Source organism: Sediminicoccus sp. KRV36 (genome assembly GCF_023243115.1).
Classification (GTDB): Bacteria; Pseudomonadota; Alphaproteobacteria; order Acetobacterales; family Acetobacteraceae; genus Roseococcus.
Genome location: NZ_CP085081.1, coordinates 4,832,647 through 4,858,400 on the forward strand (window position 1 = coordinate 4,832,647; position 25,754 = coordinate 4,858,400).

Annotated in this window: 24 protein-coding genes; 13 read left to right on the forward strand and 11 right to left on the reverse strand. The window is 68.9% G+C overall.

The features are described 5' to 3' along the window. The first annotated feature begins 3 nt into the window (after positions 1-3). Positions 4-807, forward strand: a complete 804-nt coding sequence (locus tag LHU95_RS22955) for a transporter substrate-binding domain-containing protein (protein ID WP_248709274.1) — start codon at positions 4-6, stop codon at positions 805-807. Next, positions 804-1,610 carry a transporter substrate-binding domain-containing protein gene (locus LHU95_RS22960; RefSeq protein WP_248709275.1) on the forward strand — a complete coding sequence of 269 codons (807 nt, stop codon included), beginning with the start codon at positions 804-806 and terminating at the stop codon, positions 1,608-1,610. Before LHU95_RS22955 ends, LHU95_RS22960 begins: the two co-directional genes overlap by 4 nt. Positions 1,611-1,621: 11 nt before the next feature. Here the strand turns inward: LHU95_RS22960 and LHU95_RS22965 are convergent, their stop codons facing one another. Continuing rightward, positions 1,622-2,638, reverse strand: coding sequence for a glycosyl hydrolase family 8 (locus tag LHU95_RS22965; protein ID WP_248709276.1), 1,017 nt, complete (start codon positions 2,636-2,638; stop codon positions 1,622-1,624). A 169-nt stretch (positions 2,639-2,807) separates the two neighbouring features. Between LHU95_RS22965 and LHU95_RS22970 the strand changes: the two genes are divergently transcribed. Beyond that, a complete protein-coding gene (locus LHU95_RS22970; protein WP_248709277.1) occupies positions 2,808-3,506 on the forward strand; it encodes a hypothetical protein in 699 nt (232 codons plus the stop codon). Positions 3,507-3,731: 225 nt separating this feature from the next. On the opposite strand, the gene LHU95_RS22975 is transcribed toward LHU95_RS22970, so the two are convergent. The 4 genes from LHU95_RS22975 to LHU95_RS22990 form a co-directional block, all read right to left on the reverse strand. Further along, entirely contained in the window at positions 3,732-4,655 is a 924-nt protein-coding gene (locus LHU95_RS22975; RefSeq protein ID WP_248709278.1) for an esterase-like activity of phytase family protein, read from the reverse strand. Between the two features lie 52 nt (positions 4,656-4,707). After that, positions 4,708-6,573, reverse strand: a complete 1,866-nt coding sequence (gene cobT, locus LHU95_RS22980) for a cobaltochelatase subunit CobT (RefSeq protein WP_248709279.1) — start codon at positions 6,571-6,573, stop codon at positions 4,708-4,710. A 1-nt stretch (position 6,574) separates the two neighbouring features. After that, complete coding sequence (cobS, locus tag LHU95_RS22985; RefSeq protein WP_248709280.1) at positions 6,575-7,576, reverse strand: cobaltochelatase subunit CobS; 1,002 nt, start codon at positions 7,574-7,576, stop codon at positions 6,575-6,577. Between the two features lie 102 nt (positions 7,577-7,678). After that, entirely contained in the window at positions 7,679-8,272 is a 594-nt protein-coding gene (locus tag LHU95_RS22990; RefSeq protein WP_248709281.1) for a J domain-containing protein, read from the reverse strand. 64 nt (positions 8,273-8,336) lie between these two features. On the opposite strand from LHU95_RS22990, the gene LHU95_RS22995 reads away from it, so the two are divergent. The 6 genes from LHU95_RS22995 (at position 8,337) to fabG (ending at position 12,474) form a co-directional block, all read left to right on the forward strand. Beyond that, the gene (locus LHU95_RS22995; protein WP_248709282.1) at positions 8,337-8,612 is read left to right on the forward strand and encodes a BolA family protein; all 276 of its coding nucleotides are present in this window, start codon (positions 8,337-8,339) and stop codon (positions 8,610-8,612) included. Positions 8,613-8,820: 208 nt separating this feature from the next. After that, positions 8,821-9,795 (forward strand): tripartite tricarboxylate transporter substrate-binding protein, encoded by a 975-nt coding sequence (locus tag LHU95_RS23000; RefSeq protein WP_248709283.1) that lies wholly within the window; start codon positions 8,821-8,823, stop codon positions 9,793-9,795. Between the two features lie 117 nt (positions 9,796-9,912). After that, a complete protein-coding gene (fabD, locus tag LHU95_RS23005) occupies positions 9,913-10,866 on the forward strand; it encodes an ACP S-malonyltransferase (protein ID WP_248709284.1) in 954 nt (317 codons plus the stop codon). Continuing rightward, complete coding sequence (locus LHU95_RS23010) at positions 10,863-11,291, forward strand: GNAT family N-acetyltransferase (protein ID WP_248709285.1); 429 nt, start codon at positions 10,863-10,865, stop codon at positions 11,289-11,291. The genes fabD and LHU95_RS23010 overlap by 4 nt, the downstream gene beginning before the upstream one ends. Beyond that, complete coding sequence (locus tag LHU95_RS23015) at positions 11,288-11,737, forward strand: GNAT family N-acetyltransferase (RefSeq protein WP_248709286.1); 450 nt, start codon at positions 11,288-11,290, stop codon at positions 11,735-11,737. The genes LHU95_RS23010 and LHU95_RS23015 overlap by 4 nt, the downstream gene beginning before the upstream one ends. Then, positions 11,737-12,474, forward strand: coding sequence for a 3-oxoacyl-[acyl-carrier-protein] reductase (gene fabG, locus LHU95_RS23020; protein WP_248709287.1), 738 nt, complete (start codon positions 11,737-11,739; stop codon positions 12,472-12,474). The genes LHU95_RS23015 and fabG overlap by 1 nt, the downstream gene beginning before the upstream one ends. Before the next feature lie 97 nt (positions 12,475-12,571). Here fabG and LHU95_RS23025 read toward each other — a convergent pair whose 3' ends face one another. The 4 genes from LHU95_RS23025 to accD all read right to left on the reverse strand — a co-directional run bounded on the left by LHU95_RS23025 (position 12,572) and on the right by accD (position 16,776). Further along, positions 12,572-12,997, reverse strand: a complete 426-nt coding sequence (locus LHU95_RS23025; RefSeq protein WP_248709288.1) for a DUF4149 domain-containing protein — start codon at positions 12,995-12,997, stop codon at positions 12,572-12,574. Between the two features lie 83 nt (positions 12,998-13,080). Next, the gene (ahcY, locus tag LHU95_RS23030) at positions 13,081-14,484 is read right to left on the reverse strand and encodes an adenosylhomocysteinase (protein ID WP_248709289.1); all 1,404 of its coding nucleotides are present in this window, start codon (positions 14,482-14,484) and stop codon (positions 13,081-13,083) included. A 138-nt stretch (positions 14,485-14,622) separates the two neighbouring features. Then, on the reverse strand, positions 14,623-15,891 hold the full coding sequence (locus tag LHU95_RS23035; protein WP_248709290.1) for a folylpolyglutamate synthase/dihydrofolate synthase family protein: 1,269 nt from the start codon (positions 15,889-15,891) through the stop codon (positions 14,623-14,625). Between the two features lie 6 nt (positions 15,892-15,897). Next, positions 15,898-16,776 (reverse strand): acetyl-CoA carboxylase, carboxyltransferase subunit beta, encoded by an 879-nt coding sequence (gene accD, locus LHU95_RS23040; RefSeq protein ID WP_248709291.1) that lies wholly within the window; start codon positions 16,774-16,776, stop codon positions 15,898-15,900. Positions 16,777-16,999: 223 nt separating this feature from the next. Between accD and LHU95_RS23045 the strand changes: the two genes are divergently transcribed. Together LHU95_RS23045 and LHU95_RS23050 are read left to right on the forward strand one after the other, a co-directional pair. After that, on the forward strand, positions 17,000-18,892 hold the full coding sequence (locus LHU95_RS23045; protein ID WP_248709292.1) for a PBP1A family penicillin-binding protein: 1,893 nt from the start codon (positions 17,000-17,002) through the stop codon (positions 18,890-18,892). Between the two features lie 51 nt (positions 18,893-18,943). Continuing rightward, entirely contained in the window at positions 18,944-19,243 is a 300-nt protein-coding gene (locus tag LHU95_RS23050) for an AzlD domain-containing protein (protein WP_248709293.1), read from the forward strand. Here the strand turns inward: LHU95_RS23050 and LHU95_RS23055 are convergent. Then, the gene (locus LHU95_RS23055; protein ID WP_248709294.1) at positions 19,218-21,689 is read right to left on the reverse strand and encodes a mechanosensitive ion channel domain-containing protein; all 2,472 of its coding nucleotides are present in this window, start codon (positions 21,687-21,689) and stop codon (positions 19,218-19,220) included. The two genes, LHU95_RS23050 and LHU95_RS23055, sit on opposite strands and share 26 nt — an antisense overlap. A gap of 76 nt (positions 21,690-21,765) precedes the next feature. On the opposite strand from LHU95_RS23055, the gene LHU95_RS23060 reads away from it, so the two are divergent. Together LHU95_RS23060 and LHU95_RS23065 are read left to right on the forward strand one after the other, a co-directional pair. After that, positions 21,766-22,971: an MFS transporter gene (locus LHU95_RS23060; protein ID WP_248709295.1), complete on the forward strand. Its 1,206-nt coding sequence runs from the start codon at positions 21,766-21,768 to the stop codon at positions 22,969-22,971. Between the two features lie 7 nt (positions 22,972-22,978). Beyond that, a complete protein-coding gene (locus LHU95_RS23065; RefSeq protein ID WP_248709296.1) occupies positions 22,979-23,167 on the forward strand; it encodes a twin transmembrane helix small protein in 189 nt (62 codons plus the stop codon). A 164-nt stretch (positions 23,168-23,331) separates the two neighbouring features. Here the strand turns inward: LHU95_RS23065 and LHU95_RS23070 are convergent, their stop codons facing one another. Further along, positions 23,332-25,626, reverse strand: a complete 2,295-nt coding sequence (locus tag LHU95_RS23070; protein ID WP_248709297.1) for an NADP-dependent malic enzyme — start codon at positions 25,624-25,626, stop codon at positions 23,332-23,334. Positions 25,627-25,754 lie beyond the last annotated feature (128 nt).

The window sequence follows — 25,754 nt, forward strand, 5'->3', positions numbered from 1 at the left end:
GCCGTGCAGCGCCGCCCCCTGACGCGCCGGACGCTGCTTGCCGCCCTGGCCGGCTTGCCCCTGGCAGCGGCGCGCCCCGCCGATGCGGCACCCGATGGTTCGTTGCGGCGGGTGCTGCAAGCCGGTGTGCTGCGGATGGGCGTGCAGATCGAGGGCACCGCGGCGGCCAGCCTCTCTGCGGGTGGCGTGCCGCAGGGCTATCTGCCCGCCCTGGGGCGGCGCATCGCCTCGGGCCTGGGCGTCCGGGCGGAGTTCGTGCAGGTGCCACGCGGCGAGATGCTGGATCTGCTGGTGGCAGGTCGTTTCGATCTGGCCTTGGGCGGCGTCATTGCCGGGGCCCGGGCCGCGCTACGCAGCCTGCTGAGTGATCCCATCATGTATTTCCAGCTCCTCGCGCTGACCCCGCAAGAGCTGGTTGTCAGGGGGCCGATGGATTTGCGCGGGCTGCGCATCGCCGTGCTGGAGGGGCGCTCCTTTGCCGCGGCGATCCGGCAGGCCGGGGTGGTGGAGGCTGGCATCGCCACCGTGCCCAGCTGGGAAAAGGCGGCTCAGGCCCTGGCCCTGGGCGAAATTCAGGTCGCCATCGTCCCTGACCACCACGCGGTCGAAATCCAGCGCGCCGCGCCAACCATGACGCCGCGCTTCGCTCTCGGGGAGTTCCGGCATTGCTGCCACCTGAACAACGGGGAGCATGATCTGCTGCGCGCCCTGAACGTCCTCCTCTATCTGCTCCGGCAGGAGGGGGAGTTGCCCGAACTGCACCGCGCCTTTTTTGGCCGCGACATCACCGTGCGGCGGACGCTGTGACGGCCTTGCGCCATGGGCGGCGGCAGCTTTTGGCCCTGGCGGGCAGCCTGCTGCCGCTCAGTGCGCGCGCGGCCGCACCGGGGAACATCCTGCGGCGCGCGGTCGAAGCCGGCGTCATTCGCGTGGGCGTCTGGCTGGATGCCCCGCCCTGGGGGGGCTTCGACGCGGATGGCAGGCCGGATGGATCCGAAGTCGCACTGGCGCGCCTGCTGGCGCAGGATATGGGGCTGCGCCTCCAGCTGATCCGCCTGCAGGGGCATGAGCGTGTCGCGGCACTGCTCGAGGATCGCTGCGATGTGCTGGCGGCAGCCTTGCCGCTGATCGGCAGCACCTGGCAGCGCGTCGCCTTCACCGCCCCCCATGGCCGGGTGTCGGTGGTGCTGGCCGCGCCCTCGCGCCTGCGGCTGAACAGCATGGACGACCTGGCGGGCAAGCGCGTCGCCATGCCGGCCGGCACCTTTGCCGCCGATGTTGCCCATGCGCGGCTGCCGCCCGGCAGCATCGCCCTCTTTACTCCCAGCCTCGCCCGGACCCTCGAATCCCTGCTGCTGGGCGAGGCGGATGTGGCGGTCACCTATGACTGGCAATTGCGTGACCTGCGCCTCGTCCGCGCCGACCTCGACATCATGCCGCAACTGACCCTGCAGTCCTGGAATTACGGGCTGGCCACCCAGCTGGGCCAGCCTGATCTCATGCGCTTCCTGAACACCCTCCTCTTTCTGCGCGCCGCAGATGGCTCCCTCGCGGAGATCTACGCGCGGTATTTCGGCGCGCTGATCCCCGAGGGGCTGCGCTTTCGCTGAAGCATTGCCGTTCAGCGATGGGCGGGGGTGCTCAGCGAAAGATCCTGCCACGCGATTCTGGCCTGCAGCACCAATGCCGCCGCGTAATAGTCCTGGGCGGAACCGACGCTGGGCATCCGGGAGATGGTTCCCTGCCCGGCCTGCGCCGCGGCGGCGAGCCGCGCCACAGCAACCATGCCCGGCGGTGCCGGATAGCCAGGCACGACATTGGTCATCAGATCAATCCAGGCTGGCATGCTGCGCCGTTCCTCGCTCAACCAGAATGAGAGGGCGGCCGCCACCGCGGGCTCACCCGTATGGCCCGCCCAGCAGAGATTCAGCGGGATGCGCACGGCATCGAAAGAAAAGCGCATGGGCCAGCCCCGCGCCATCACCGGCCGCCCCCCATCCCGCGGCAATTCGAGCCAGTCCGGCGGCAGTCCATACATGCCAAAGCGGCTGTCCCGGATCAGCGCGAGGCCATCCGTCTCCAGCCGCGGCCAGGCGGGATCCGGCACATGGCGGCTGATCGCGCGCAACGCGGCGAAGGCATAATAGGAGAGGTTGATGACGATGCGCTGCGGGCTCTGGAAGCCATAGGCGCCCGGCAGCAGCACCCAGCGCGATCCCACATTGACCACGCAGCGCCGCAGGAGATCCCGCCCGATGGCCTGGCCGAGGCGCAGGTAGGTCGGGTTTCGCCATTGCTCCGCGGCCAGCAGCAGCGCCCAGGCGATGAAGATGTCGCCATCGCTCGCATTGTTCAGGTCGGTGACATTGGGGCTGGTGGAAGGGTCCCAGCGCCAGGCGAAAAGCGCATCCGTGCTGCGCCGGAGATTGGCCATGGTCCAGCCCAGGATCAGATCAAAGCTGGGCTGGTCATTCGCCCGCAATGCCCCGAGGAGGCCATAGCCCTGCCCCTCGGAATGGGAGATGTTGCGGTTGCCGTTATCGGTGATCCGTCCCTCAGGCGTGACGAAGCGACGCTGGAACGCCACCCAATCCTGCTGGAACGGCGCCTGCGCGTTGCCAGGCGCGGGCTGCGCCATGGCCAGCAGAGCCGCGCCCCGGATGAACCTTCGGCGCCGAACCTCCCCCATGCATAATCGCCCACTGGCTCATCTGATGAGACATGACAGACAATCGAAACTAAGATGGAACACGTTGCATCGCAAGGTATTAGACTGGGACTGTCAGACGGATAGAGGAGTTGGACACATGCGGGCCACATGGATCGTCATGGCCAGTTTGATCTGCGTCCTGACGGCACCAGTGCTGCGGGCGCAACCGGGCCCAGACGCCTTCTCGGCCGCGTTTCCCGCGCTGCGCGTGCTCGACGTTGCCCGCGCGATTGAGCTGGACAGTTCCGCCGCCGAGGTCATGGACCATCTGACCGCTGTGCCCTGGCTGTCCATCGAGGAGCCGCGCCCGCTGCCCAACGGCGTGAGCCAGCTCATCGTGGCCGTGCCAGAGGACGAGGATTGCATGCCGCGGGGGGCAGCCATGGTGTGCAGCTCCATCCGCGTCGTGCTGATGAACGACCCGCAGCGCGGCATGCGCGTCAGTCGCGTCGAAGCCTTCGAGACCTTGGACAGCACGCGGACCGTGAGCGAGGTCTTCAGCAATGCGGCCCGCGGCCTCGGCCCTCCCCTGCAGACCGAGAGCTGGGGCGACCAGATCCGCGGCCTGCCGCGCAGCGTCTGGCGCCAGCGCTGGCGTCCGGATGCGAGCGAGGGCACCTTCATGGAGGTGATCGTCACGGCGGTGCAGCCGCCCGAACTGGCACTCGGCCTGCCGGATCCCTCCAGCCCGGCGGCGGGCGTGGGCTTCGTGCTGGTGGACCCGCAGCTGGAAGACTCGACGATGATGGCGCGGCGCCGCTCGATCTGCCAGCCAGGCGTGCCCGGCTGCAGCTGAGGCCGGGTCTTTCCTGCGTCGTCCGACTATGGCCATCCGCCGCCGGCGCGCGCCCGCATCATCCGTGGCGTGATCCAGTTGGCGCCACCGCGACGCCTTCTTCGCCTCGGCGTGAAAGGGCAATCCTCCAGGATGCTGGCAACCCTATCGCCCAGTCCAAAACGCTGGTGGCGAATGCGCGTGTGAGAGGGCAGCGCCCTCGCCCATGACGCCCCCGGAACCCTCTCAGGCCATCGCGTAGAGCAGCAGCAGGGTCTCCTGCAGCAGGCTCTGATTATCGTCCGAAATCAGCGCCACCAGAAGTCGACCGCCATGTCGCGCCACGGCCACGCCCTCCCAATTCTCCGCGGGCGCATCGGGCGGCAGATCCAGCCAGGTCTCGGCCAGGAAGGGCCCCGGGCCACGCAGCATCGCGGCCGGGAGATGCGCGAGGCGGGCCGTGAAGCCGCCAAACAGGGAAAAGCGACGTTCCAGGACCAGGGCGCCGCCATCGGGCAGGCCGGCGAGGTCGGTCGGCTCCAATCCGGGGGCCGGCATGTAGCTCGCCGGCTGCCAGGCGATGCCCGGACCCTGACGGGTGCCCAGCCAGGCGGCGCGGCTCTCCGGCCCCGCTTCACCCGGCAGTTGCTCGGCCAGCGCCAGCAGGCGCCCATCGCGAAGCAGGCCAAGACCCTCCAGCCCGCCATTATGCGGTGCCTCGGCCAGGCCCGGCGGCAGTTCAACGGGCTGGCCCGGCCCCCCCAGGTCCCGGTAGCGCAAAATCCGATGCCGACGCTCGAAGCCGACCAGCCATTCGCCATTGGCCAGGCGCACCAGGCTCTCCGCATCGCCCTGGCCACCGCGGCGCAGCACAGCCCCGGCCGCATCGCGCAGCGGCCCATGCCGCACATCGCCAAGGCCGATGAGCCGCCCTTCGCGCAGCAGAAGCGGCGCGCGCCACCAGCGTCCAAGATCACTGATGGCGGTCAGCGTCAGATCGGGCGCAAGATGCAGCCCAGAAAAGCCGCCAAAGCCCCAGGCCGGCGTATTCAGCCGCAAGGCCCCCAATGGCGTCAGGAACGGCCGGGCCGGCAGGCCGAGCGGCAGGGGCGCAGCCGTGCTCGCTCCCGCATCGGCGGCGCAGGCGGGCAGCAGGGAAAGCCCCGCCAACAGGGCGGTGCGGCGGTTCAGGTGATCCGTGGCGCCGGGCCGCGCGGCCCGGTCAGAGGATGGCAGGTGCGCGCTCCGCGGCGGCGCGGTGCCAGGCCTCGGCAGCATCCTCGTCAAACAGCTCGGCGAGCTTCTTCATCATGGTGCCGCCCAACTCCTCGGCATCCACGATGGTGACGGCGCGGCGGTAGTAGCGCGTGACGTCATGGCCGATACCGATGGCGATCAGCTCCACGGCGCTGCGGCTCTCGATCTCCTTGATCACCTCGCGCAGGTGGCGCTCCAGGTAATTGCCGGGATTGACCGAGAGCGTGCTGTCATCCACCGGCGCGCCATCGCTGATCACCATGAGGATGCGGCGATGCTCGGTACGGGCCAGGATGCGGCGATACGCCCAGTTCAGCGCCTCGCCATCAATGTTTTCCTTGAGCAGCCCCTCGCGCAGCATCAGGCCGATGGCGCGGCGCGAGCGGCGCCAGGGCGCATCGGCGCCCTTGTAGATGATGTGGCGCAGATCATTCAGCCGGCCCGGATTGCGCGCCTTGCCCTCCTGCACCCAACGCTCGCGAGACTGCCCGCCCTTCCAGGCGCGCGTGGTGAAGCCGAGGATCTCGACCTTCACGCCGCAACGCTCCAGCGTGCGGGCCAGGATATCGGCGCACATGGCGGCCACGGTGATGGGCCGGCCGCGCATGGAGCCCGAATTGTCAATCAGCAGGGTCACCACGGTATCGCGGAAATCCGCCTCCCGCTCCCGCTTGTAGGACAGCGAGAGCGTGGGGTTCGCCACCACGCGGGCCAAGCGCGCAACGTCGAGGATGCCTTCCTCCAGGTCGAAATCCCAGGCGCGCTGCTGCTGCGCCATCAGGCGGCGCTGCAGGCGATTGGCGAGCTTGGAGACGACGCCCTGCAGATGCTGCAACTGCTGGTCGAGCTGCTGGCGCAGACGTGTCAGCTCATCCGCGTCACACAGGTCATCGGCTTCCACCACCTCGTCGAACTGGGTGGAGAAGGCGCGATAGCGCGTCGTGTCGTCGGTCTGCGGGACTTCCTTGCGGGCCTGGGGGCCGCCGGGCTTCTCATCGCCCTCGGCGGCCGCACCTTCTTCCTCGCTATCCTGCGCTTCCTCGTCGGCGGCCTCGCCTTCCATGCTCTCGGGCTCGGCGCCCTGCATGGATTCCTGCTCCTGGCTCTGCGCCTCGCCGGCGCTGGCCTGGTCCTGCTGGGAGGATTGATCGCCGCCCTCGTCGCCTTCCTCATCCTGGTCGGCTTCGCTCTCCATCTCGGCCTCGGCGAGGTCGAGTGCCGTGAGCAGCTTGCGGGCGGCGCGGGCGAAGGATTCCTGATCCTCGGTGGAGGAGACCATTTCCTCCATCGCGGCCGCGGCCTTTTCGTCCAGGCTGTCGCGCCACATCTCCAGGATGCGGGTCGCGGCGGCGGGCGAAGGCTCGCCCGAGATGCGCTCGCGCGCCATGAGGGAGAGGGCGGTGTGCAGCGGAAGCTGGTCCTTCCGCGTCATCCGGTCATAGCCCTCGGATTCGCATTCCTCCGAGAGGCGAGCGCGTAGATTCGCCGCGACGCCGGACATGTGGCGGGAGCCCACGGATTGCACGCGCACATCTTCCAGCGCGTCGAACACCTCCCGCGCTTCCTTGCGCGAGGGGGCGCGGGCGGCGTGGGTCGCTTCGTCGTGATGGCGCAGCTTCAGCGCCACGGCATCGGCGGCACCGCGCAGCTTCGCCATTTCGGCGGGCGGCAGGCTGCGCGTGGGCAAGGGCAGGCGCGCGCGCTTGCCCGAGACACCGGCCGGGCCGGGCTGGAAGGCGACCTGCACTTCGGTCTGCTGCGCGATGGCACGGACCACGCCGGCCGTCGCGCGCTTGAATTCTTCCTGGCGGGTGAGGTCCTGCTTGGTCACATCACCCCGCCTTCTTGTAGAGTCCCGTCGCGATCTCGGCGTTGAAGCAGCGCTGATAGTATTCCGCCACCGTCGAACGCTCGGCCTCATCGCATTTGTTGAGGAAGGTCAGGCGGAAGGCGAAGCCGATATCGCCGAAGATGCGCGTGTTATCCGCCCAGGTGATGACGGTGCGGGGCGACATGACGGTGCTGATATCGCCCGCGATGAAGCCGGCGCGCGTCAGGTCGGCCAGCGCGACCATGGCTTCGACCTGCTTCTTCATCTTGGGATCGGTCGTGCCGATCTTGGCCATGACGATCTCGGTCTCCTGCGCATGCGGCAGGTAGTTCAGCGTCGCCACGATGTTCCAGCGGTCCATCTGGCCCTGATTGATCTGCTGCGTGCCGTGATACAGGCCGGTCGTATCGCCCAGGCCCACCGTATTCGCCGTGGCAAACAGGCGGAACATCGGGTGCGGGCGGATCACGCGGTTCTGGTCGAGCAGGGTCAGCTTGCCCTCGACTTCGAGCACGCGCTGGATCACGAACATCACATCCGGGCGGCCGGCGTCATATTCGTCGAACACCAGGGCGCAGGGATGCTGCAGGGCCCAGGGGAGGATGCCCTCGCGGAATTCGGTGATCTGCTTGCCATCCTTCAGCACGATGGCGTCCTTGCCGATCAGGTCGATGCGGCTGATGTGGCTGTCCAGGTTCACGCGGATGCAGGGCCAGTTCAGCCGCGCCGCCACCTGCTCGATATGGGTGGATTTTCCGGTGCCGTGATAGCCCTGGATCATCACCCGGCGGTTATGCGCAAAGCCCGCGACGATGGCGAGCGTCGTCTCCCGGTCGAAGCGATAGGAGGGGTCGAGCTCGGGCACATGCTCGGTGCGGACCGAATAGGCGGGCACCTCCATATCAATGTCCACGCCGAAGACTTCGCGCGCGCTCACGGTGATATCCGGCAGGTTGATCGCCGAGGTTGGGCTCACGTCGCCAGATTGGGCCAGCTTGGTCATCACGCTTCCGCTTCGTTCAATGGAGGTGGGCACATCAGTTATGGTGAATGTTAGGGCAGGCCATGGGATTGGGCTACCCAGGCCGCCGGAAACACGTGGCAGTCATCCGGCATGGGCCGGTTGCGCCGCGGAGACCGCGCGCCCGACCCGCTGCCGCAGCAGCGAATAGGCGCGATTGATATCCTTCAGCCGGTCCTCGGTGCTGCGATCGCCGCCATTGGTATCCGGGTGGTAGCGCTTCGCGAGTTCCTTGTAGCGCGCCTTCAGCGTCGCGGGATCGAGCGGCCATTCGAGTTCGAGCAGGCCGAGTGCGGCGCGCAACTCCGCCGGCGCCTCGCTGCGCGGCGGGGTGCGGCGCTTCTCGTGCAGCGCCGTCTCACGCAGGATACCGAGCGGGTCCACCATGCGCTCCGCATCCAGGCGCATGCCGCCAAGGCGCCCCAAGGGCCAGGTGGGGCGCTGCCAGCCGGTATCCGAGCGGATGGAGGTCTCGATATCGCCCGGGCCCATGCCGCGGTAGAAATCCCAGCCGGAATTGTACTGGCGCACATGTTCCAGGCAGAACCAGAGATATTCCCGCAGGCTGCGGTCTTTGGGCGCGCGGAACTCCCCGGCCGCCGCGCAGCCGGGCGCATCGCAGCCCCGGGGGGGGGCCTTCGGGTCGGTCTGGGGTTGGAAGCTCGCGCGTCGCGCCATCAGAACTTTATGGGTGCGACATCCGGGCTTGGCAACGGCGAAGACATGGAGGAATCTCGGCGGCATGGACAATCGCGCCGACCGCATCCGTGCCGCCCTCACCGCCGGCTTCGCCCCCCTTCGGCTGGAGGTGGCGGATGACAGCGCCAGCCATGCCGGCCATGCCGGCGCCGCGCCGGGTGGTGAGACGCATTACAGCGTTGTTCTGGTGAGCGAGGCTTTCACGGGCATGAACCGCGTGGCGCGCTCCCGCGCGGTGCATGCCGCGGTGGATGCCGAATTCGCCACCGGGCTGCATGCGCTGGCCCTGACGCTGCGCGCCCCGGCCGAAGCAGCCTAGCCCGGGCATCACGGGATGATTGAAGACGCCTGACCGAAGGTGCAGGAAACTCAGCTTGCTGCGGGGGGTTTCCTGCCGGGGTGAGGGGCAGCGCCCCTCGATTTCTCCCAAGCCAGCCGCGGCCGCGGTCATTCCAGCCGCAACCCCTCGCAAGACAACGCCATTTTCGCTAAGCTCCGCCGCAGAAAAAGCCGACGGAGAAACGCCCATGACCCATTTCGAACGCCGCGCCCTGCTGGGTGCCGGCCTGGCGCTGGCCATGCCGGCGTTGGCCCGCGCCCAGACGGTCCCGCGCAATGCGCGCATCGTCATCGGTTTTCCGGCCGGCGGCAGTTCCGACATCGTCGCCCGCATCTATGCCGAGCGGCTGCGCGGCATCTTCGCGCCCAACCTCATTGTCGAGGGCCGGGTGGGGGCCGCCGGGCGCATTGCCGTGGAATTCGTGCGCGATGCCGAGAAGGACGGCACCACCTATCTGCAGACGCCGGCCTCCATGCTGACCTTGCAGCCGCACATCTTCCCGCGCGATGTGCGCTATGACGCCCTGACCGACCTCATCCCCGTCAGCACGGTCTGCACCTTTCCCTTCGCCTTCTGCATTCCGATGACGCATCCGGCGCGCAACCTAGCCGAATTCGCCACCTGGGCGCGGGCGCAGCCCAATGAGATTCCCTTCGCCTCGCCCGCGGCCGGCGCCTCGCCGCATTTCATGGGGCTGATGCTGGCCCAGGCGCTGGGTATCCGCATGACGCATGTGCCCTATCGCGGCTCGGTGCCGGCGGTGCAGGATCTCATCGCCGGGCGGCTCAATGCCTTCATGGGCGTGCTGGGGGATGTTTCGCCGCAAAACGGCGTCGGCCTTCGCATGCTGGCGATCTCCTCGGCCACGCGGAACCCGCGCTTTCCCGATGTGCCGACGTTCCAGGAACTCGGCCATCCGGCACTGACCAAGGATGAATGGTTCGGCGCGCTGCTGCCGGCCGGCACCCCGGCACCGGTGGTGCAGGGCCTCTTCGCGGCTATCACCCAGGTGGGCACCACGCCCGAGATGCGAGCCGCGCTGGAGCGGCTGGATTTCAGCCCCGGCGTTTCGGCCAGCCCCGCCGCCTTCGCCACGCGCATCCGGACCGAGCGGGAGGAATGGGGGCCGATCGTCCGCGCCTCCGGCTTCACGCCGGAATAGCCGTGCGGGGCGTTTTGCCCCCGCCCGCGCCCTTTCCGGGCCGAATGAGCCCAACCCGTTGACTTGCAGGCGCCCCGGCGCGAAGGGGCTTGCACACACGCCATTCACGGAATTGCCATGTCACTCGCTTTTGTGTTCCCCGGCCAGGGCAGCCAGGCCCCCGGCATGGGCCGCGACCTCGCCGATGCCTTCCCCATCGCGCGCGAAACCTTCCAGGAGGTGGATGACGCGCTGGGCCAGAAGCTCTCGCGCCTCATGTTCGAAGGCCCGGGTGAGGAACTGACCCTGACGGCCAATGCGCAGCCCGCCTTGATGGCGGTCTCCGTCGCCATCTGCCGCGTGCTGGGCAAGGAGGGCGGCTTCGACATGTCGCGCCAGGTGGCGCTGGTGGCTGGGCACAGCCTCGGCGAATACAGCGCGCTGACGGCGGCGGGCAGCTTTGACCTCGCCACCGCCGCGCGGCTGCTGCGGCTGCGCGGCGATTCCATGCAGGCCGCCGTCCCCCCCGGTGAGGGCGCCATGGCGGCACTGCTTGGCGCCGAGGCCGAACAGGCCGCCGCCATCTGCGCCGAGGCTGCCCAGGGCCCGGAGGGGCATCAGGTGCTGGAGGTCGCCAATGACAATGGCGGTGGCCAGGTGGTGATTTCGGGCGCCAAGGCCGCCGTGGAGCGCGCCGTGGAGGTCGCCAAGGCCGCCGGCATCAAGCGCGCCATGATCCTGCCCGTCTCGGCCCCCTTCCATTGCGCGATGATGGAGCCCGCCGCCCGCGTCATGGAGGAGGCCCTGGCCAAGGCCGCCATGGCGCATCCGGCCGTGCCGGTCGTGGCCAATGTGACGGCCGCCCCCGTCTCGGACCCTGATGTAATCCGCGGCCTGCTGGTGCGCCAGGTGACGGGCACGGTGCGCTGGCGCGAATGCGTGGCCGCCATGGTCGCCGCCGGCTGCACGCGCTTCGCCGAGGTCGGCGCCGGCCGCGTGCTGACCGGGCTGATGAAGCGCAACGCGCCCGAAGCCGCGGCATTGGCCATCAACAACCCGGCCGATATCGAAGCATTCCTGAAATCCCTGTGACGCGGCTTGTCCTCTCCGAGGCGGAGGAGACGCCGCTGCTGGATGTGCTCGTCGAGGGATTTCGCGCCTTCAACGGCCCCTTCGTCGGCGAGCATGGCTACAAGCCGCTCCGGCTGTTGGTCTTCCGCGAGGGTGAGGACGCGCCCGCCGGCGGCATTCAGGCGCATTGCTACGGCGCCTGGCTGCATGTGCTCATGGTGTATCTGCCGGAGGATTTGCGCGGCCAGGGCCTCGGCACCGCGCTGTTCGACCGCATCGAGGCGGAGGCGCAGGCGCGCGGATGCATCGGCGCCTATCTGGACACGTTGAGCTGGCAGGCGCGGCCCTTCTACGAGAAGCGCGGCTACGAACTCTTTGGCACGCTGCCCGATTCACCGCCCGGCCATGCGCGCTATTTCCTGAAGAAGCGCTTCGGCCCCGCATGATCCTGCACGTCACGGACCAGCCCGACGCGGCGGATCAGGCGGCGATCCTCGATGGCCTGGTCGGCTTCAATGAGGCGGCGACAGGGCTGCGCGGCCGGGACCGCCTCGACCTTGCCGTGCTGCTGCGCGATACGGAGCGCCGCACCATCGGCGGCGCGCTGGGCCATTCGCGTCATGGCTGGGTGCGGATCGAGCTGCTGTTCCTGCCTGCCGCGCTGCGCGGGCAGGGCTGGGGCCGGCGCCTGATGCAGGCGGTGGAGGCTGAGGCGCGCGCCCGGCACTGCCTGGGCGTGCGGCTGGAGACGGCCTCCTTCCAGGCGCGTGGCTTTTACGAAAAGCTCGGCTACAGCGTCATCGGAACCCTGCCGGATGATCCGCCAGGCCATACGCTCTTCTGGCTCGCCAAACGGCTCGAATCCAAAGCGCTCGAACAAGGAACCACGTGATGTTCAAACTCGACGGCAAGATCGCCCTGGTCACCGGCGCTTCCTCCGGCATCGGCATCGGCATCGCCGAGGCGCTGCACGCCCAGGGGGCGCATGTGGTGCTGACCGGCCGGCGCGAGGCGGAGTTGAACGCCGTGGCGGCGCAGCTGGGTGAGCGCGCCAGCGTCATGCCGGCCGACCTGAATGATCCCGCCGCACCGGCCGCCCTGGTCGAGGGGATCGAGGCCGCGCATGGCAAGCTCGATATCCTGGTGAACAATGCCGGCTTCACGCGGGACATGCTGGCCCTGCGCATGGGCGATGAGGACTGGAACGCCGTGCTGGAAGTGGACCTCAACGCGCCGTTTCGCCTGGCCCGCGCCGCGCTGCGCGGCATGATGAAGCGGCGCAGCGGGCGGATCGTCTCCATCGCCTCCATCGTGGGTGTGACGGGCAATGCGGGCCAGGCGAATTACGCGGCCGCCAAGGCCGGGCTGATCGGCATGAGCAAGGCGCTGGCACAGGAAGTCGCACCGCGCGGTGTCACCATCAACGTGGTCGCGCCCGGCTTCATCGCGACGCCGATGACGGACAAGCTGAACGAGGAACAGAAATCCGGCCTGCTCTCACGCATCCCGATGAAGCGGATGGGCAGCGCCCAGGATGTGGCCTCGGCCGTCGCTTACCTCGCCTCGGACGAGGCGGCCTGGGTGACGGGCGCGACCATCCATGTGAATGGCGGCATGCTGATGGTGTGAGGCGCTGGCACTTGTTCCGCGCGCAAGGGCGCGCGACACAATCTCAGGTCCAGCGTTTTTCATCCGTTCAAGCGATCCCGTTTGAACGGATCATGCCTTACCCCACGCCAAACATCGCCAGCACGGCGCCAATCGCCACCATCTGCACCAGATTGGCCGCCACCGAGAGCTTGTGCATGCGGTCGAACTCGCGCTTCGCCGCCGCGTCGCCGGCCTGGGCAAGGTCCGATGCGTGGTTGATTCGCCGCATCAGCACCTGGCGCAGCCAGAGGGTGAGCCCGGCGGAAAGCGCCATGATGCCGGCGGCCTCCTTGGCCAGCGGAAACAAGGCGATGGCAGCCGCGGCCGAGCAGGCCAGAACCCAGAGGTAGTAGTGCGGGAAAATGGCGCGGGTGAACCGCCCCGCATGCTCGAATGGCAGCCGCGAGAACACCAGCGGCGCCACCACGGCGGCGAAGAACATCATGCCCCCAAAGGCGAGCGAGAGCGAAAACAGCGCGATCAGGGCGAGGGTGGTTTCCATCCCGCAGAACTGGGGCGCCGCACCAAAAGAAAAAGGCGCGCCCCCGTGAGGAAGCGCGCCCTTTTGCAGAAATCCCGCAGGATTCAGTAGCGGTAGGCTTCGCCCTTGAAGGGGCCGGAAACCGGCACGCCGATATAGCCCGCCTGATCGGCGCGCAGCGTGGTCAGCTTCGCACCCACCTTGGCCAGGTGCAGCATCGCCACCTTCTCGTCGAGGTGCTTCGGCAGCACATAGACCTTCTTCTCGTAGTGGCCGGGCTTCGTCCACAGCTCGATCTGCGCGAGCGTCTGGTTGGTGAAGCTGGCGGACATCACGAAGGAGGGGTGGCCCGTGGCATTGCCGAGGTTCACCAGGCGGCCTTCGGAAAGCAGGATGATGCGCTTGCCGTCGGGGAACTCGATCTCGTCCACCTGGGGCTTCACATTGTCCCACTTGTAGTTCTTCAGGGCAGCGACCTGAATCTCGCTGTCGAAGTGGCCGATGTTGCAGACGATGGCGCGGTGCTTCATCGCGCGCATGTGGTCGGCGGTGATGACGTCCACATTGCCGGTCGCGGTCACGAAGATGTCGGCCTTGGGGGCCGCGTCTTCCATGGTGACGACCTCATAGCCTTCCATGGCCGCCTGCAGCGCGCAGATCGGATCCACTTCCGTCACCTGCACGCGGCAGCCGGCATTGCGCAGCGAAGCGGCCGAGCCCTTGCCCACATCGCCATAGCCCGCAACGACGGCGACCTTGCCGGCCATCATCACGTCGGTGCCGCGACGGATCGCGTCCACCAGCGACTCGCGGCAGCCATAGAGGTTGTCGAACTTCGACTTGGTGACGCTGTCATTCACATTGATGGCGGGGAAGAGCAGCTTGCCTTCCTTGGCCATGATGTAGAGGCGGTGCACGCCGGTCGTCGTCTCTTCTGAGACGCCCTTGATGCTGGCGGCCAGCTTGGCGAACCAGCCCGGCTTCTCCACCAGGCACTTCTTGATGAGCGCGAAGAAGACGGTCTCTTCCTCGTTCGTCGCCTTCTCCAGGAAGGCCACGTCGCCCTGCTCGGCCTTCAGGCCGTAATGCACCAGCAGCGTCATGTCGCCGCCATCATCCAGCAGCATGTTCGGCTCGCCGCCATCACCCCATTCGAGGGTCTTGCGCACGTAGTCCCAGTATTCCTCCAGCGTCTCGCCCTTCTTGGCGAAGACGGGCACGCCCGCGGCCGCGATGGCGGCGGCGGCGTGGTCCTGCGTCGAGAAGATGTTGCACGAGGACCAGCGGACATCGGCGCCGAGGGCCGTCAGCGTCTCGATCAGCACGCCGGTCTGGATCGTCATGTGCAGGCAGCCGGCGACGCGCGCGCCCTTGAGGGGCTGCGCATTGCCGTATTCCGCACGGGTCGCCATCAGGCCGGGCATCTCGTCCTCGGCCATGTTGAGCTCCTTGCGGCCCCATTCGGCGAGAGAGAGATCCTTGACGATGTAATCGGTAGCGGCCGGCATGTGGTGAGTCCTTGTTCAGATGTATTCGATGGGCGGGCCGTAGCATGGGGATATCCCCATGCCTAGAGGCATAAACATGTCCTTATGTGAATCCGGCCAAGCCGGGAGCGAAATGGCGACCCCGGGCCTGCCACCCCCTCAGCGCTGGTCGGCCTTCAGCACCTCTCCGGCAAGGTACAGGCTGCCGCAGATCAGCACGCGTCCCGGCGCCTCCTCGGCCAACAGCCGCGCCAGGGCCCCCGCCACATCCGGCCCGGGGCGCGCCATGTCACCACTGGCCGCGATGATCTCCGCCACCGGCATGGCCAGATGCTGCCCCGGCTCGCTCACCGCCGTGACGCTGGTGGCGAGCGGCAGGATGGGGGCCAGGAAGCCGCCCACCGTCTTGCCCTGCTTCATGCCGATGACCAGATGCAGCGGCCGGTCCCGCCAATCGGCCAGGGTCGCGGCCAGCGCCTGGCCGGCGCCGGCATTGTGCCCGCCATCCAGCCACAGCTCCCAGGGGGCGGGCAGCGCCAGCGCGCCGCGCAGCCGCTGCATCCGCGCGGGCCATTCGGCGGCCGCCGCACCCCGGATGATGGCCGCTTCGTTCAGCCAGGGCGGATTCCAGGCGCGCAGGGCCGCGATGGCGATGCCGGCATTATCGGGCTGATGCGCGCCGCGCAGGCCCAGTTCGGGCAGCGTGATCGCGCCGCGCGCATCGGTGAAGACATGGCCCGCCGCGTCACGCTCCATCCGCCAGGCCTCACCCCGTGCGGAGAGCGGCGCGCCCAGTTCAGCCGCGCGCGCCGCAATCACCGCCAGTGCTTCGGGCGCCTGCAAGCCGGTGGCGCAAGGGATGCCGGGCTTGATGATGCCGGCCTTCTCGAAAGCGATCTGCGCCAGAGTCTCGCCCAGGAATTCCATGTGATCCATGGAAATGCTGGCGATCGCCGTCGCCACCGGCGCCTCGATCACATTGGTCGCGTCGAAGCGGCCGCCCAGGCCGACTTCCAGCACCAGGAGATCGGCCGGCACGCGGCTGAACAGCAGGAGCGCCACGGCGGTGGTGATCTCGAAGACGGTGATGGGTGCTGCGCCATTCACCCGCTCCACCTCCTCCAGCGCATCGCTCAGCGCATCCTCGGCCACCAGCGCCCCGGCCAGGCGGATGCGCTCATGGAACCGCACCAGATGCGGTGAGGTATAGACATGCACGCGCTGCCCTGCCGCCTCGCCGATGGCGCGGAGGAAGGCGCAGGTGCTGCCCTTGCCATTGGTGCCGGCCACATGGATCACCGGCGGCAGGCGGCGCTCGGGATGGCCGAGCCGCGCCAGCAGCGCCTGCAACCGGCCCAGGCTCAGGTCGATCAGCTTGGGATGCAGCGCGTGCATCCGCTCGATGATCGCCTCGGAACGACCGCTCATGCCGCCTTACCTTTCGGATGCGGCGGCGGGCTCTTCCTCGGCGGCGCGCAGCAGGCGGATCACGCGGGCCAGCGTCTCGCGCATTTCGGCGCGCTTCACCACCATGTCGAGAATGCCATGCTCCAGCAGGTATTCGGCACGCTGGAACCCCTCCGGCAGCTTCTCGCGCACGGTGCTCTCGATCACGCGGGCGCCGGCAAAGCCGATCAGAGCGCCAGGCTCGGCGATCTGGATATCGCCCAGCATGGCGAAGCTGGCCGTGACGCCGCCCGTCGTCGGGTCGCACAGCACCACCAGGAAGGGCAGCCCGGCATCCTTCACCATCTGGGTCGCGATCACGGTGCGCGGCATCTGCATCAGGCTGACCGCGCCCTCCTGCATGCGGGCCCCGCCGGAGCTGGCAAAGACGATCAGCGGCGCATCCTGCAACACGGCGAGGCGCGCGGCGGTGACAATGGCCTCGCCCACGCCGGCCCCCATCGAGCCCGCCATGAAGGCGAATTCAAAGACGGCGACCACAGCACGCTGGCCGTCGATCTTGCCATGGCCCACCAGGACGGCGTCATCCATGCCGGATTTCGCCTGGGCGTCGCGCAGCCGCTCGGAATAGCGGCGCTGGTCACGGAAGCGCAGCGGGTCCGCCGGGGCCTTGGGCAGCTCGATCTTCTGCCAGCCCTCATCCAGCGTGGCATCGAGGCGCTGCCGGGCCGAAAGGCGCATATGATGGCTGCAATGCGGGCAGACGCGGAGGTTCTTCTCCAGGTCGGTCTGGAAGATCATCTGCTCGCAGCTCGGGCATTTATGCCACAGATTATCCGGCATCTCGCGCGAGGTGCCGAAGAGCGTCTTGATCTTGGGCAGCGCCCACTCGGAAATCCAGTTCATACTCTCTTGCCCTCAAGCGGCGGGCAGCGCTGTGGCGCCACGCCTTCGCGCCGCAGACATATTGCCCCAGCTGGCCACTCGGCCGCGGCAGCGCCTGCTGCCGGCGCGCCGGGCTTTCGACCCATCCTGACCTTGCTGCAATGGCGATCCGTGGCGCGTGGGTCAAGCGGCGCGGTCGCAACTCCCTGGTGCGAAGCGGCACCGGCCATGCTATCTATGCGCTATGCCGCGAGTGGCAGCCGCCAGGCTGCGAACCACGGCCCCTGCCTCACGGCCCTCCCCCCGGGTCGAAACACGGTCCCCCCCGAGTGGGCCAAAATCCAGCGGGCGCGCCAGCGCCGCCCCCAAGCGCCGCCGAAGCCTCGGCGGGCTGCTCCTGCGGCTGGGCATCATCCTGCTGATCTGGGGGGCGCTGGCCTTTGCCGCCGTGCTGCTCTGGTTCACCCATGACATGCCGCGCGCCGATGCCGCGCTGGACCATGAGCGCCGCCCCAGCGTCACGCTGCAGACCACAGAGGGCGGGCCGCTGGCCACCCAGGGCGATCTCTATGGCGAGACGCTGCGCCTGCGCGACCTGCCGGCGCATCTGCCCGCCGCCCTGCTCGCCATCGAGGATCGCCGCTTCCACCAGCATTTCGGCCTGGACCTGATAGGCTTGGCCCGCGCCGCCTACGCGAACTGGAACGCGGGGGATGTGGTGCAGGGCGGCTCCACCCTCACCCAGCAGCTGGCGAAGAACCTGTTCCTCAGCCCCGCGCGCAGCACGCGGCGCAAGGTGCAGGAAGCGCTGATGGCGCTGTGGCTGGAGCACCGCTTCACCAAGGACCAGCTGCTCGAAATCTACCTGAACCGCGTCTATCTCGGCGGCGGGGCCTATGGGGTGGATGCGGCGGCGCGGCTGTATTTCGGTATCTCGGCGCGGCGGCTCACCCTGCCGCAATCGGCCATCCTGGCCGGGCTGCCCCAGGCCCCCTCCCGCTACAGCCCGCGCGCCAATCCCGAAGGTGCGATGGCCCGCGCGCGCGATGTGCTGGCCGCCATGGTCGCCACCGGCGCCATCACCGCCGAGCAGATGGAGCGCGCGGTTCTGGAGATGGCGATCCCGCCCCGCCCCTCGCGCAATGGCGGCTGGTTCGCCGATTGGATCTTCGAGGATATCCCCACGGCCTTCCCCGGCAGCGCCGACCTCGTCATCCGCACCACCCTCGATTCACGCTGGCAAAACGCCGTCGAGGCCCGGCTGGGTGCCCTGCTGGACCAGGCAGGGCGCGAGGCCCGGGTGGGCCAGGGCGCCGTCGTGGTGCTGGATGCCAATACGGGGGCCGTGCGCGCCATGGCGGGCGGGCGGGATTTCCGCCGCAGCCCCTTCAACCGCGCGGCCAATGCGCGCCGCCAGCCCGGCTCCACCTTCAAGGCGATGGTCTATCTGGCGGCCCTCGAACATGGCGCCTCGCCGTTTGACCAGGTGAGTGACATGCCCTTGCAGCTGGGCCGCTGGTCGCCCTCCAACGGGCATTGGCGCTCCCGCGGGAGCATCACGCTGGATGAGGCCTTCGCGCATTCCGTGAACACGGCGGCGGTCCGGGTCATGCAGATGGGCGGCGGGCCGCGCGGTGTGGCGGATGTCGCCACGCGGCTGGGCATCCAGGGGCGGTTTCCGCGCGATGGCTCGATCGCGCTGGGCACGGGCGAGGTGACGCTGATCGACCTCGCGGCCGGCTATGCCGCGCTGGTCAATGGCGGACGGCGGGTCACGCCCTTCGGCATGCAGCGCATCGAGGCCGAGGGCCGCGCCGTGGCAGCCCCCCGCACCGAGCCCGCCCAGGTGATCAGCAGCGAGGCGGCCGAACGCATGCGCAACATGATGGTCTCCGTGGTGCGTTCCGGCACCGGCCGCGCGGCGGCCATCCCGGGCCTGGTCACCGGCGGCAAGACGGGCACGACGCAGGATTACCGCGATGCCTGGTTCATGGGCTTTGTGCAGCTTCCTTCCGGGCCGCTGGTGATCGGGGTATGGCTCGGCAATGACGACAATTCGAGCATGGATGATGTTCGCGGCGGCACCCTGCCCGCCCGGCTGTTCCGCGAGATCATCGAGGCCGCGCGGGCGCCGTGACCGCCACGGGGCGGCCAGCCCTGGCCCCCGCCACCGCCTGAGGGCGTGAGGGTGTCGCTCCGGCTTGACGTGGTGCTCGCCATCCTGGGCATGGCACTCGCCACCTACGCGTTGCGCGCCGGGGGCTATGCGCTGCTGCGCGCCTTCCGCCCGCCGCCTTTCGTGACCTCGATGCTGGGCCATATGCCTGGCTGCATCTTCGTCGCCTTCGTGACGCCGGCGCTGGTGACGGGCGGTTGGCCCAGCCTGCTGGCCGCCGCCTGCGTCACCGGCATCATGCTGGGCACGCGCAGCTATATCCTGGCGATCCTCGGCGGTGTCGCCGTCATCTGGCTGACACGGCTGGCATAGCGGGCGCCGCCTGCGGCTGGGCGGCAGCCTTCACGGCGGCAAAGAGCAGGATGCCGGCGGCGTCGCAATGCTGCTTCACGCGGCGGTTCAATTCGCGCCCTACGGCCCAGCGGCGGGCCGGCGGCGTCATGATCCGGGCCCGCAGGATCACCCCCGCATCGGTCATCTTATCCACGCCCAGCACTTCGAGCGGGGCGAGGAGTTGCGGCGCCCAGGCCTCATCCTCGCGCATGCTTTCGCCCACCTGGCGCAGCATCATCACCGCCTGGTCCGTATCGGCCGAATAATCGAGCGCCACATCCAGCACGGCATAGCCGAAATCGCGCGTCTGGTTGGTCACCGTGGTCACGGCGCTGAAGGGCACGATGTGCACCGAGCCGTCCAGCGCGCGCAGCCTGATGGAGCGGATGGATAATTGCTCCACCGTGCCCGACATGCCGCCCACCGTGATGGTATCCCCCACGGCCACGGCATCCTCGAACAGCAGGAAGATGCCGGTGATCACATCGCGCACCAGTGTCTGGCTGCCAAAGCCGACGGCCAGGCCCAGCACGCCGGCACCGGCCAGGAGCGGGGCCACATTGATGCCGATCTCGGTCAGCAGCGTCAGCCCGACGATCACCATGAGCAGGGCGCCGAGGGCGGTGCGCAGCATGGGCAGCAGCGTGCGCACCCGGGCCGAGCGCGCGGCCGAGCTATCCTTGGGCAGCCGCGCCAGATGGCGCTGGATGGCGGCATTCGCCCCCTCCCAGATCAGCAGCGCCACGATCACCGTGATCCCGAGGGACGTGACACCCGACAGCAACCGCCCACCCCAGCGCCCGGTGCCGAACCAGGCCAGCGAGTTCAGCCCCCAGATCTCCAGCAGCAGCACAATGGCGATGGCGGTGATGATCATGGAGATCAGGGTGCGCAGCGCCGGCAGATAGCGATTGGCGCGCAATTCCAGCCCCGGGTAGCGGCCGGCGAGATCGGCGCTGACGCGGAACATCTGGGTGAGCAGCCGCCGCATGCCCTCATCGAGCAGCTTGCCCGCCACCACGACGCCGAGCGTCGCGAGGGAGGCACTCGCCAGCCGCTCGAAGCCGCGCTCGATCTCCAGCGCCCAGACCGTCCAGGCGGCCAGCAGCCACATGATGGCCACCACATGCCAGGCCTCGGCCAGGCGGCTGCGGGCGGCGCGCATGACCATGCGGCTGCGCGTGGGCGAATCGCCCTCGGCCAGGTCCGGCGCATCGAGCAGGGCGGCGACGGCGCCGCGGTTCTGCAGCACGATCAGCGCCACCAGCAGCGAAAGCACCAGCAGGCCCAGCCGCCAGACGGATTCATAGGCCCCCTGCGGCAGGCCAAACAGCATCGCGATCTCGGCCAGGGCGTAGAAGGTGACGCCGGTGAAGGCGAGGCGGCGGATCCACAGCGTCGCATAGGCGGCGGTCTCGTCATCGCAGGGGATCAGCCGCAACCGGGTCTGGCTCGGCGCGAAAATCAGCCGGCCCGCCGCCATCAGGGCGCGGGAGGCCATGTAGGCGAAGGTCACCGCCTCCATCATCAGCCGGTTGGAGGGCCAGATGGCAAAGCTCTCGATGAGGGAAAGCGCGGCCGCGCCAAAGGCGAGGATCGGCACGAGATCAAGCCCGAGATGCCCGAGCATGTAGGGCAGCCGCCGCACGCCCTGCATCCGGCCCTCGACGTTGCGGCTGCGGGTTTCCAGCCAGGCATGGGGGCGGCGCAGCAGCCAGCGCAGCAGCCGCTCGGTGGCGAGGCCCACGGCGAGCACCAGCCCAAGCTTCCAGCCCAGGGACCAGACCTGGGCCTGCAGACGATCATCCGTGAAAAGCCGGTGGAACCAGTCGCCGATCAGCCCGAGCTCGGCCGCGGCCGAGAGCGTCGCCCAGGCCTGGGCGACAAAGCCGCCGATGCGGCTGGCTATGCCCACGACGATTTCGGCCGGGGCGGAAATGACCTCCTCTGGCGTGGGGATGGCCGGGGCCGCCGCTTCCGGCGCGCCGGGCGTGGCCTCAAGGGCGCGGATCAGGGCGGCGCGCCGCGCATCATCGCGCAGGACTTCGAGGAGGATCGCCAGTTCGGCCGGCGCCGGGGTTATTGCGGCTGCGGCTGGCGCCGGGCTGGACGAGGCGGGGGCGGCCGCGCCGGGGGCGGGGGGCGCCGCTGGCGCAGGTGCCGGTTGGGCCGCGACGGGGGCAGGGCCGGCCTGGGTCCGGTTCGGTTGGACCGGGGTTGCATGTGCTGGGGCTGGCTGGGCGCGCGGTGCCAGGGCGCCCGGGCCAGGCAGGGCCGGCTGGCCCCCCGCCGGGACGCTCGGAGCCGGGACGCTGGGAGCCGGGACGCTGGGCCCCGGCTGATTGGGCGCCAGTTGGCCTGGCATCTGGGCCAGCGACATCGGCGCCAGGAACAGGAACAGCACAGGCAGGATGCGAAGGAACATGGCCTCTGCTTTCCGCGCGTGAACCGCCCAGGTCAAGTTGCCACTTCGCAGTGCAGCATGCACCATGCGGTCATTCATGCGCTCTTCCCCCTCCATCTGGCTGATCATGCTCGCACTTCTGGGCACTCATATGGCCGGGATGGGGGCCTTTCTGACCGTGCCGGTCCTGGCGCCCGCCATTGCCGCCGAAACCGGGCTCTCCGCCAGCCTGGCCGGCATCCATACGGCACTGGTCTATGCCGGGGCGCTGTTTTCCGGGCCCGTCACGCAGGGGTTGCTGGCCCGGCATGGCGGGGTGCGGGTCTGCCAGGGCGCGCTGGTGGTGGTGGCGATGGGCATTGCGGTGGCGGCCATCGGCCATCCGCTGGCCCTGCTGGTCTCGGCCCTGCTGGCGGGGTTCGGGCATGGGCCGATCACGCCGGCCGGCAGCCATTTGCTGGCCCCGCGCACGCCGCCGCGCATCCGCAGCCTGGTCTTCGGCCTCAAGCAATGTGGCGTTCCGGCGGGGGCGATGCTGGTGGCGGCGCTGGCCCCCATCCTCGCCACGCAATATGGCTGGCGGGTCGGGGTGCTGGCCGTCGCGGGCTTTTCGTTGCTGCTGGCCCTCGCGCTGCAGCCCCTGCGCGCGTCGCTCGATACCGACCGCGCGGCACCCGGGGCAGCGCCCTTGCGCCCCTGGCAGGATGCGAAATCCAGCCTTTCCATCCTGCGCGATGATGCGCGCATCCGCACATTGACCTTCGCCGCCTCCAGCTACGGCATCGCGCAATTCTGCTTTGGCTCCTTCTTCGTGGTCTGGCAGGTGCAGGTGATGGGGGCCGGGCTGGAGCAGGCGGGCCTCATGCTGGCGCTGGCCCAGGGCAGCGGCGTGGCCGGGCGCATCGCCTGGGCCCTGATCGCCGACCGGATTGGCGCCCCGCCGGTGCTGCTGGCGCTCGGCATCGCCATTGGCGGCGCCTGCGGCTTGCTGGCCCTGGCCGGGCCGGGCTGGCCGGCGTTGATCCTTGCGGTGGTGGCGGTGGTGATGGGGGCTTCGGCCGTCGGCTGGAACGGCGTGCTGCTGAGCGAGGTGGCCCGGGTTGCGCCGGCTGGCCGCGTGGGGGCAGCGACGGCCGCCCTGGGCTTCGTTTTCGCCGGGGTGATGATCATCGCACCCACGCTGTTCTCGGCCCTGGTGCTCAGCACCGGCGGGTTCTCCCTGGGCTTCGCCCTGTGCGGGGCGGCCGGGCTGGCGGGGGCGGCTTCCCTCGCCAGGTTGCGCTTCACGGCATCGCGCCCATGATGGAGGGATGCAGACCTTCCTCACCATCCTCGTCGCCATCGCCATGCTGGCGACACTCGGCGTCCTGTTCGCCGGGCTGATCGGCATGGCGCGCGGCGTGAGCGGCGCCACCTCGCAAAAGCTGATGCGCTATCGCGTTCTGCTGCAAGGTGCGGCGCTGGTGCTGTTCGCGCTGCTGATGCTCAGCCTGAAATAGACGGCCGGATCACGTCCAGACCATCGCCCAGGCCATCGCCCAGGCGATCGGATGTGATGTCGAGTGACCGGCCGATTCACGTCCCGGCAAAGGCCGGGCCGATCGGATGTGACTTCGCACAAACGGCCGATTCACGCCCCGGCAAGCGCCGGGGCGATCGGACTCTATCGCCCAATCGCCTGATAAGCCGCCAGTGCCGCCATATCGAGCAGCTGGTTCACGCCCGCCCCGGTGGGGACGATCTGCGCCGGGCGTGACAGCCCCATCAGCACGGGGCCGATGGTCGTCGCACTCGTCAGATGCGGCACCGCCTTGGTGAGGATATGCGCGGCATGCAGCCCGGGCATCACCAGCACATTGGCCGGCCCGGTCAGGCGGCAGAAGGGATAGAGATTGGCGCGCAAGTTGGAATCCAGCGCCACTTCGGCGCTCATCTCCCCATCATACTCGAAATCCACCCCCTGCTGGTCCAACAGCTTCACCGCATCCCGCAGGCTGCCCGGAATGCTGCCCTTGGGGTCGCCAAAGGTGGAGAAAGAGAGGAAGGCCACGCGCGGGGTCAGCCCCAGCCGCCGCGCCGTCGCGGCACTGCGGATGGCGATAGCGGCGAGGGTCGCGGCATCCGGCCGCTCATGGATCGCGGTATCGGCCACCAGCACCGTGCCGGAGCGGCGGGCAATCATCATGGTCAGGCCGAACAGCACGCCCTCCGCGTCGAGTGCCATGCGGACCCCTTCGAGGGCCACGGAATAGCTGCGCGTCTCGCCCGTCAGCAGCGCATCGGCATCACCGAGGGCGACCATGCAGGCGGCGAAGACGTTGCGGTCATTGTTCACGAGGCGCAGGCAATCCCGATACAGGAAGCCATCGCGCTGCTTGCGGGCATAGAGCCACTCCGCATAGCGCTGGTTCTGCGAGGAGACGCGGGCATTGTGGACCTCGATCCCATCGGGCAGCCGCACACCGAGCGAGGCGACGGTCGCATTGATGCGCTCCTCACGCCCCACCAGCACGGGCGTGCCGTAGCCGGCATTGCGGAAGGCGATGGCGGCGCGGATCACGCTTTCATCCTCGCCCTCGGCAAAGACGACGCGGCGCGGGTTTTCGCGCACGCGCTCATGGATCGCCTCCAGCGCATTCGCCGCCGAATCCAGGCGATTGGTGAGTTCGCGGGCATAGCGTTGCGCATCCAGCAGCGGCTTGCGCGCCACACCCGAGCGCACGGCGGCCTCGGCCACGGCCACCGGCACGCGGCTGATGAGGCGCGGGTCGAAGGCATTGGGGATGATGTATTCCGGGCCGAAGACCAGCCGCTTGCCCGCACCCGAGCGCGCCACCTCCTCCGGCACCGCCTCACGCGCCAGCTCCGCCAGGGAGCGGGCGGCAGCGACCTTCATCGCGTCATTGATGGTGCTGGCCCGCACATCGAGCGCGCCGCGGAAGATGAAGGGGAAGCCCAGCACGTTGTTCACCTGGTTCGGGTAATCCGAACGCCCGGTGGCGATGATGCAATCGGGCCGCGCGGCGCGGGCTTCCTCGGGCGTTATCTCGGGGTCGGGGTTGGCCATCGCGAAGATGATGGGCTTGTCGGCCATGGCGCGGATCATGTCCTGCGTGAGGGCCCCCTTCACGCTCAGGCCGAAGAACACGTCGGCCCCCTCCAGCGCCTGGGTCAGCGTGCGGGCCGTGGTCTCGACGGCATGCGCCGATTTCCACTGGTTCATGCCCTCGGTCCGGCCGCGATACAGCACGCCCTTGGTGTCGCACATGGTGATGTTCTCGGGCCGCATGCCCATGGCGCGCAGCAATTCGGCGCAGGCGATGGAGGCGGCACCCGCGCCGTTGATCACGAGCCTGGTAGTGGCGAGGTCCCGGCCCGTCAGATAGGCCGCGTTGATCAGCCCGGCGGCGGCGACGATGGCGGTGCCGTGCTGGTCGTCATGGAAGACCGGGATGTCCATCAATTCCCGCAGGCGCTGCTCGATGACGAAGCATTCCGGGGCCTTGATGTCCTCCAGGTTGATGCCGCCGAAGCTCGGGCCCAGGAACTTCACGCAATTCACGAATTCATCGGCATCCTCGGTGTTGAGGCACAGGTCGATGCCATCCACATCGGCGAAGCGCTTGAACAGCGCCACCTTGCCCTCCATCACCGGCTTGGAGGCGAGTGCGCCCAGATTACCCAGGCCCAGCACGGCCGTGCCATTGCTGATCACGGCCACGAAATTGCCCTTGCTGGTGTAGTCATAGGCCAGCGCCGGGTCACGATGGATGTGCAGGCAGGGCTCGGCCACGCCGGGCGAATAAGCGAGGCTGAGATCACGCGCGGTGACCAGCGGCTTGGTCAGGCGGATTTCCAGCTTGCCGGGGCGGCCCTCGGCATGCATGGCCAGGGCCTCTTCGCCGGTCACCCGCGCGGTGCGCGTATCGGCCACTGCGTCTTGGCGCTGGTCACTCATGATCTTGGCGTCCCCATCCCTGGCATGAGGCTCCCTTCTAGCCCCCGCCGCGCGTTCCGCAAAAGCGGGGCATTTCGAGATGGGCCTTCGCGGCGGCCGGAGGCTCGGCTATGGCGGTGGGGTGTCCC

Coding starts and splice junctions, on each gene's coding strand:
- LHU95_RS23070 (WP_248709297.1), bottom strand. CDS start 25,626: ATGAGTGACCAGCGCCAAGACGCAGTGGCCGATACGCGCACCGCGCGG.
- LHU95_RS23025 (WP_248709288.1), bottom strand. CDS start 12,997: ATGGAAACCACCCTCGCCCTGATCGCGCTGTTTTCGCTCTCGCTCGCC.
- LHU95_RS22990 (WP_248709281.1), bottom strand. CDS start 8,272: ATGGCGCGACGCGCGAGCTTCCAACCCCAGACCGACCCGAAGGCCCCC.
- cobS (WP_248709280.1), bottom strand. CDS start 7,576: ATGACCAAGCTGGCCCAATCTGGCGACGTGAGCCCAACCTCGGCGATC.
- LHU95_RS23045 (WP_248709292.1), top strand. CDS start 17,000: ATGCCGCGAGTGGCAGCCGCCAGGCTGCGAACCACGGCCCCTGCCTCA.
- LHU95_RS23015 (WP_248709286.1), top strand. CDS start 11,288: ATGATCCTGCACGTCACGGACCAGCCCGACGCGGCGGATCAGGCGGCG.
- fabG (WP_248709287.1), top strand. CDS start 11,737: ATGTTCAAACTCGACGGCAAGATCGCCCTGGTCACCGGCGCTTCCTCC.
- LHU95_RS22970 (WP_248709277.1), top strand. CDS start 2,808: ATGCGGGCCACATGGATCGTCATGGCCAGTTTGATCTGCGTCCTGACG.
- LHU95_RS23060 (WP_248709295.1), top strand. CDS start 21,766: ATGCGCTCTTCCCCCTCCATCTGGCTGATCATGCTCGCACTTCTGGGC.
- fabD (WP_248709284.1), top strand. CDS start 9,913: ATGTCACTCGCTTTTGTGTTCCCCGGCCAGGGCAGCCAGGCCCCCGGC.
- LHU95_RS23065 (WP_248709296.1), top strand. CDS start 22,979: ATGCAGACCTTCCTCACCATCCTCGTCGCCATCGCCATGCTGGCGACA.
- LHU95_RS23055 (WP_248709294.1), bottom strand. CDS start 21,689: ATGTTCCTTCGCATCCTGCCTGTGCTGTTCCTGTTCCTGGCGCCGATG.
- LHU95_RS22995 (WP_248709282.1), top strand. CDS start 8,337: ATGGACAATCGCGCCGACCGCATCCGTGCCGCCCTCACCGCCGGCTTC.
- ahcY (WP_248709289.1), bottom strand. CDS start 14,484: ATGCCGGCCGCTACCGATTACATCGTCAAGGATCTCTCTCTCGCCGAA.
- accD (WP_248709291.1), bottom strand. CDS start 16,776: ATGAACTGGATTTCCGAGTGGGCGCTGCCCAAGATCAAGACGCTCTTC.
- LHU95_RS23000 (WP_248709283.1), top strand. CDS start 8,821: ATGACCCATTTCGAACGCCGCGCCCTGCTGGGTGCCGGCCTGGCGCTG.
- LHU95_RS23035 (WP_248709290.1), bottom strand. CDS start 15,891: ATGAGCGGTCGTTCCGAGGCGATCATCGAGCGGATGCACGCGCTGCAT.
- LHU95_RS22965 (WP_248709276.1), bottom strand. CDS start 2,638: ATGGCGCAGCCCGCGCCTGGCAACGCGCAGGCGCCGTTCCAGCAGGAT.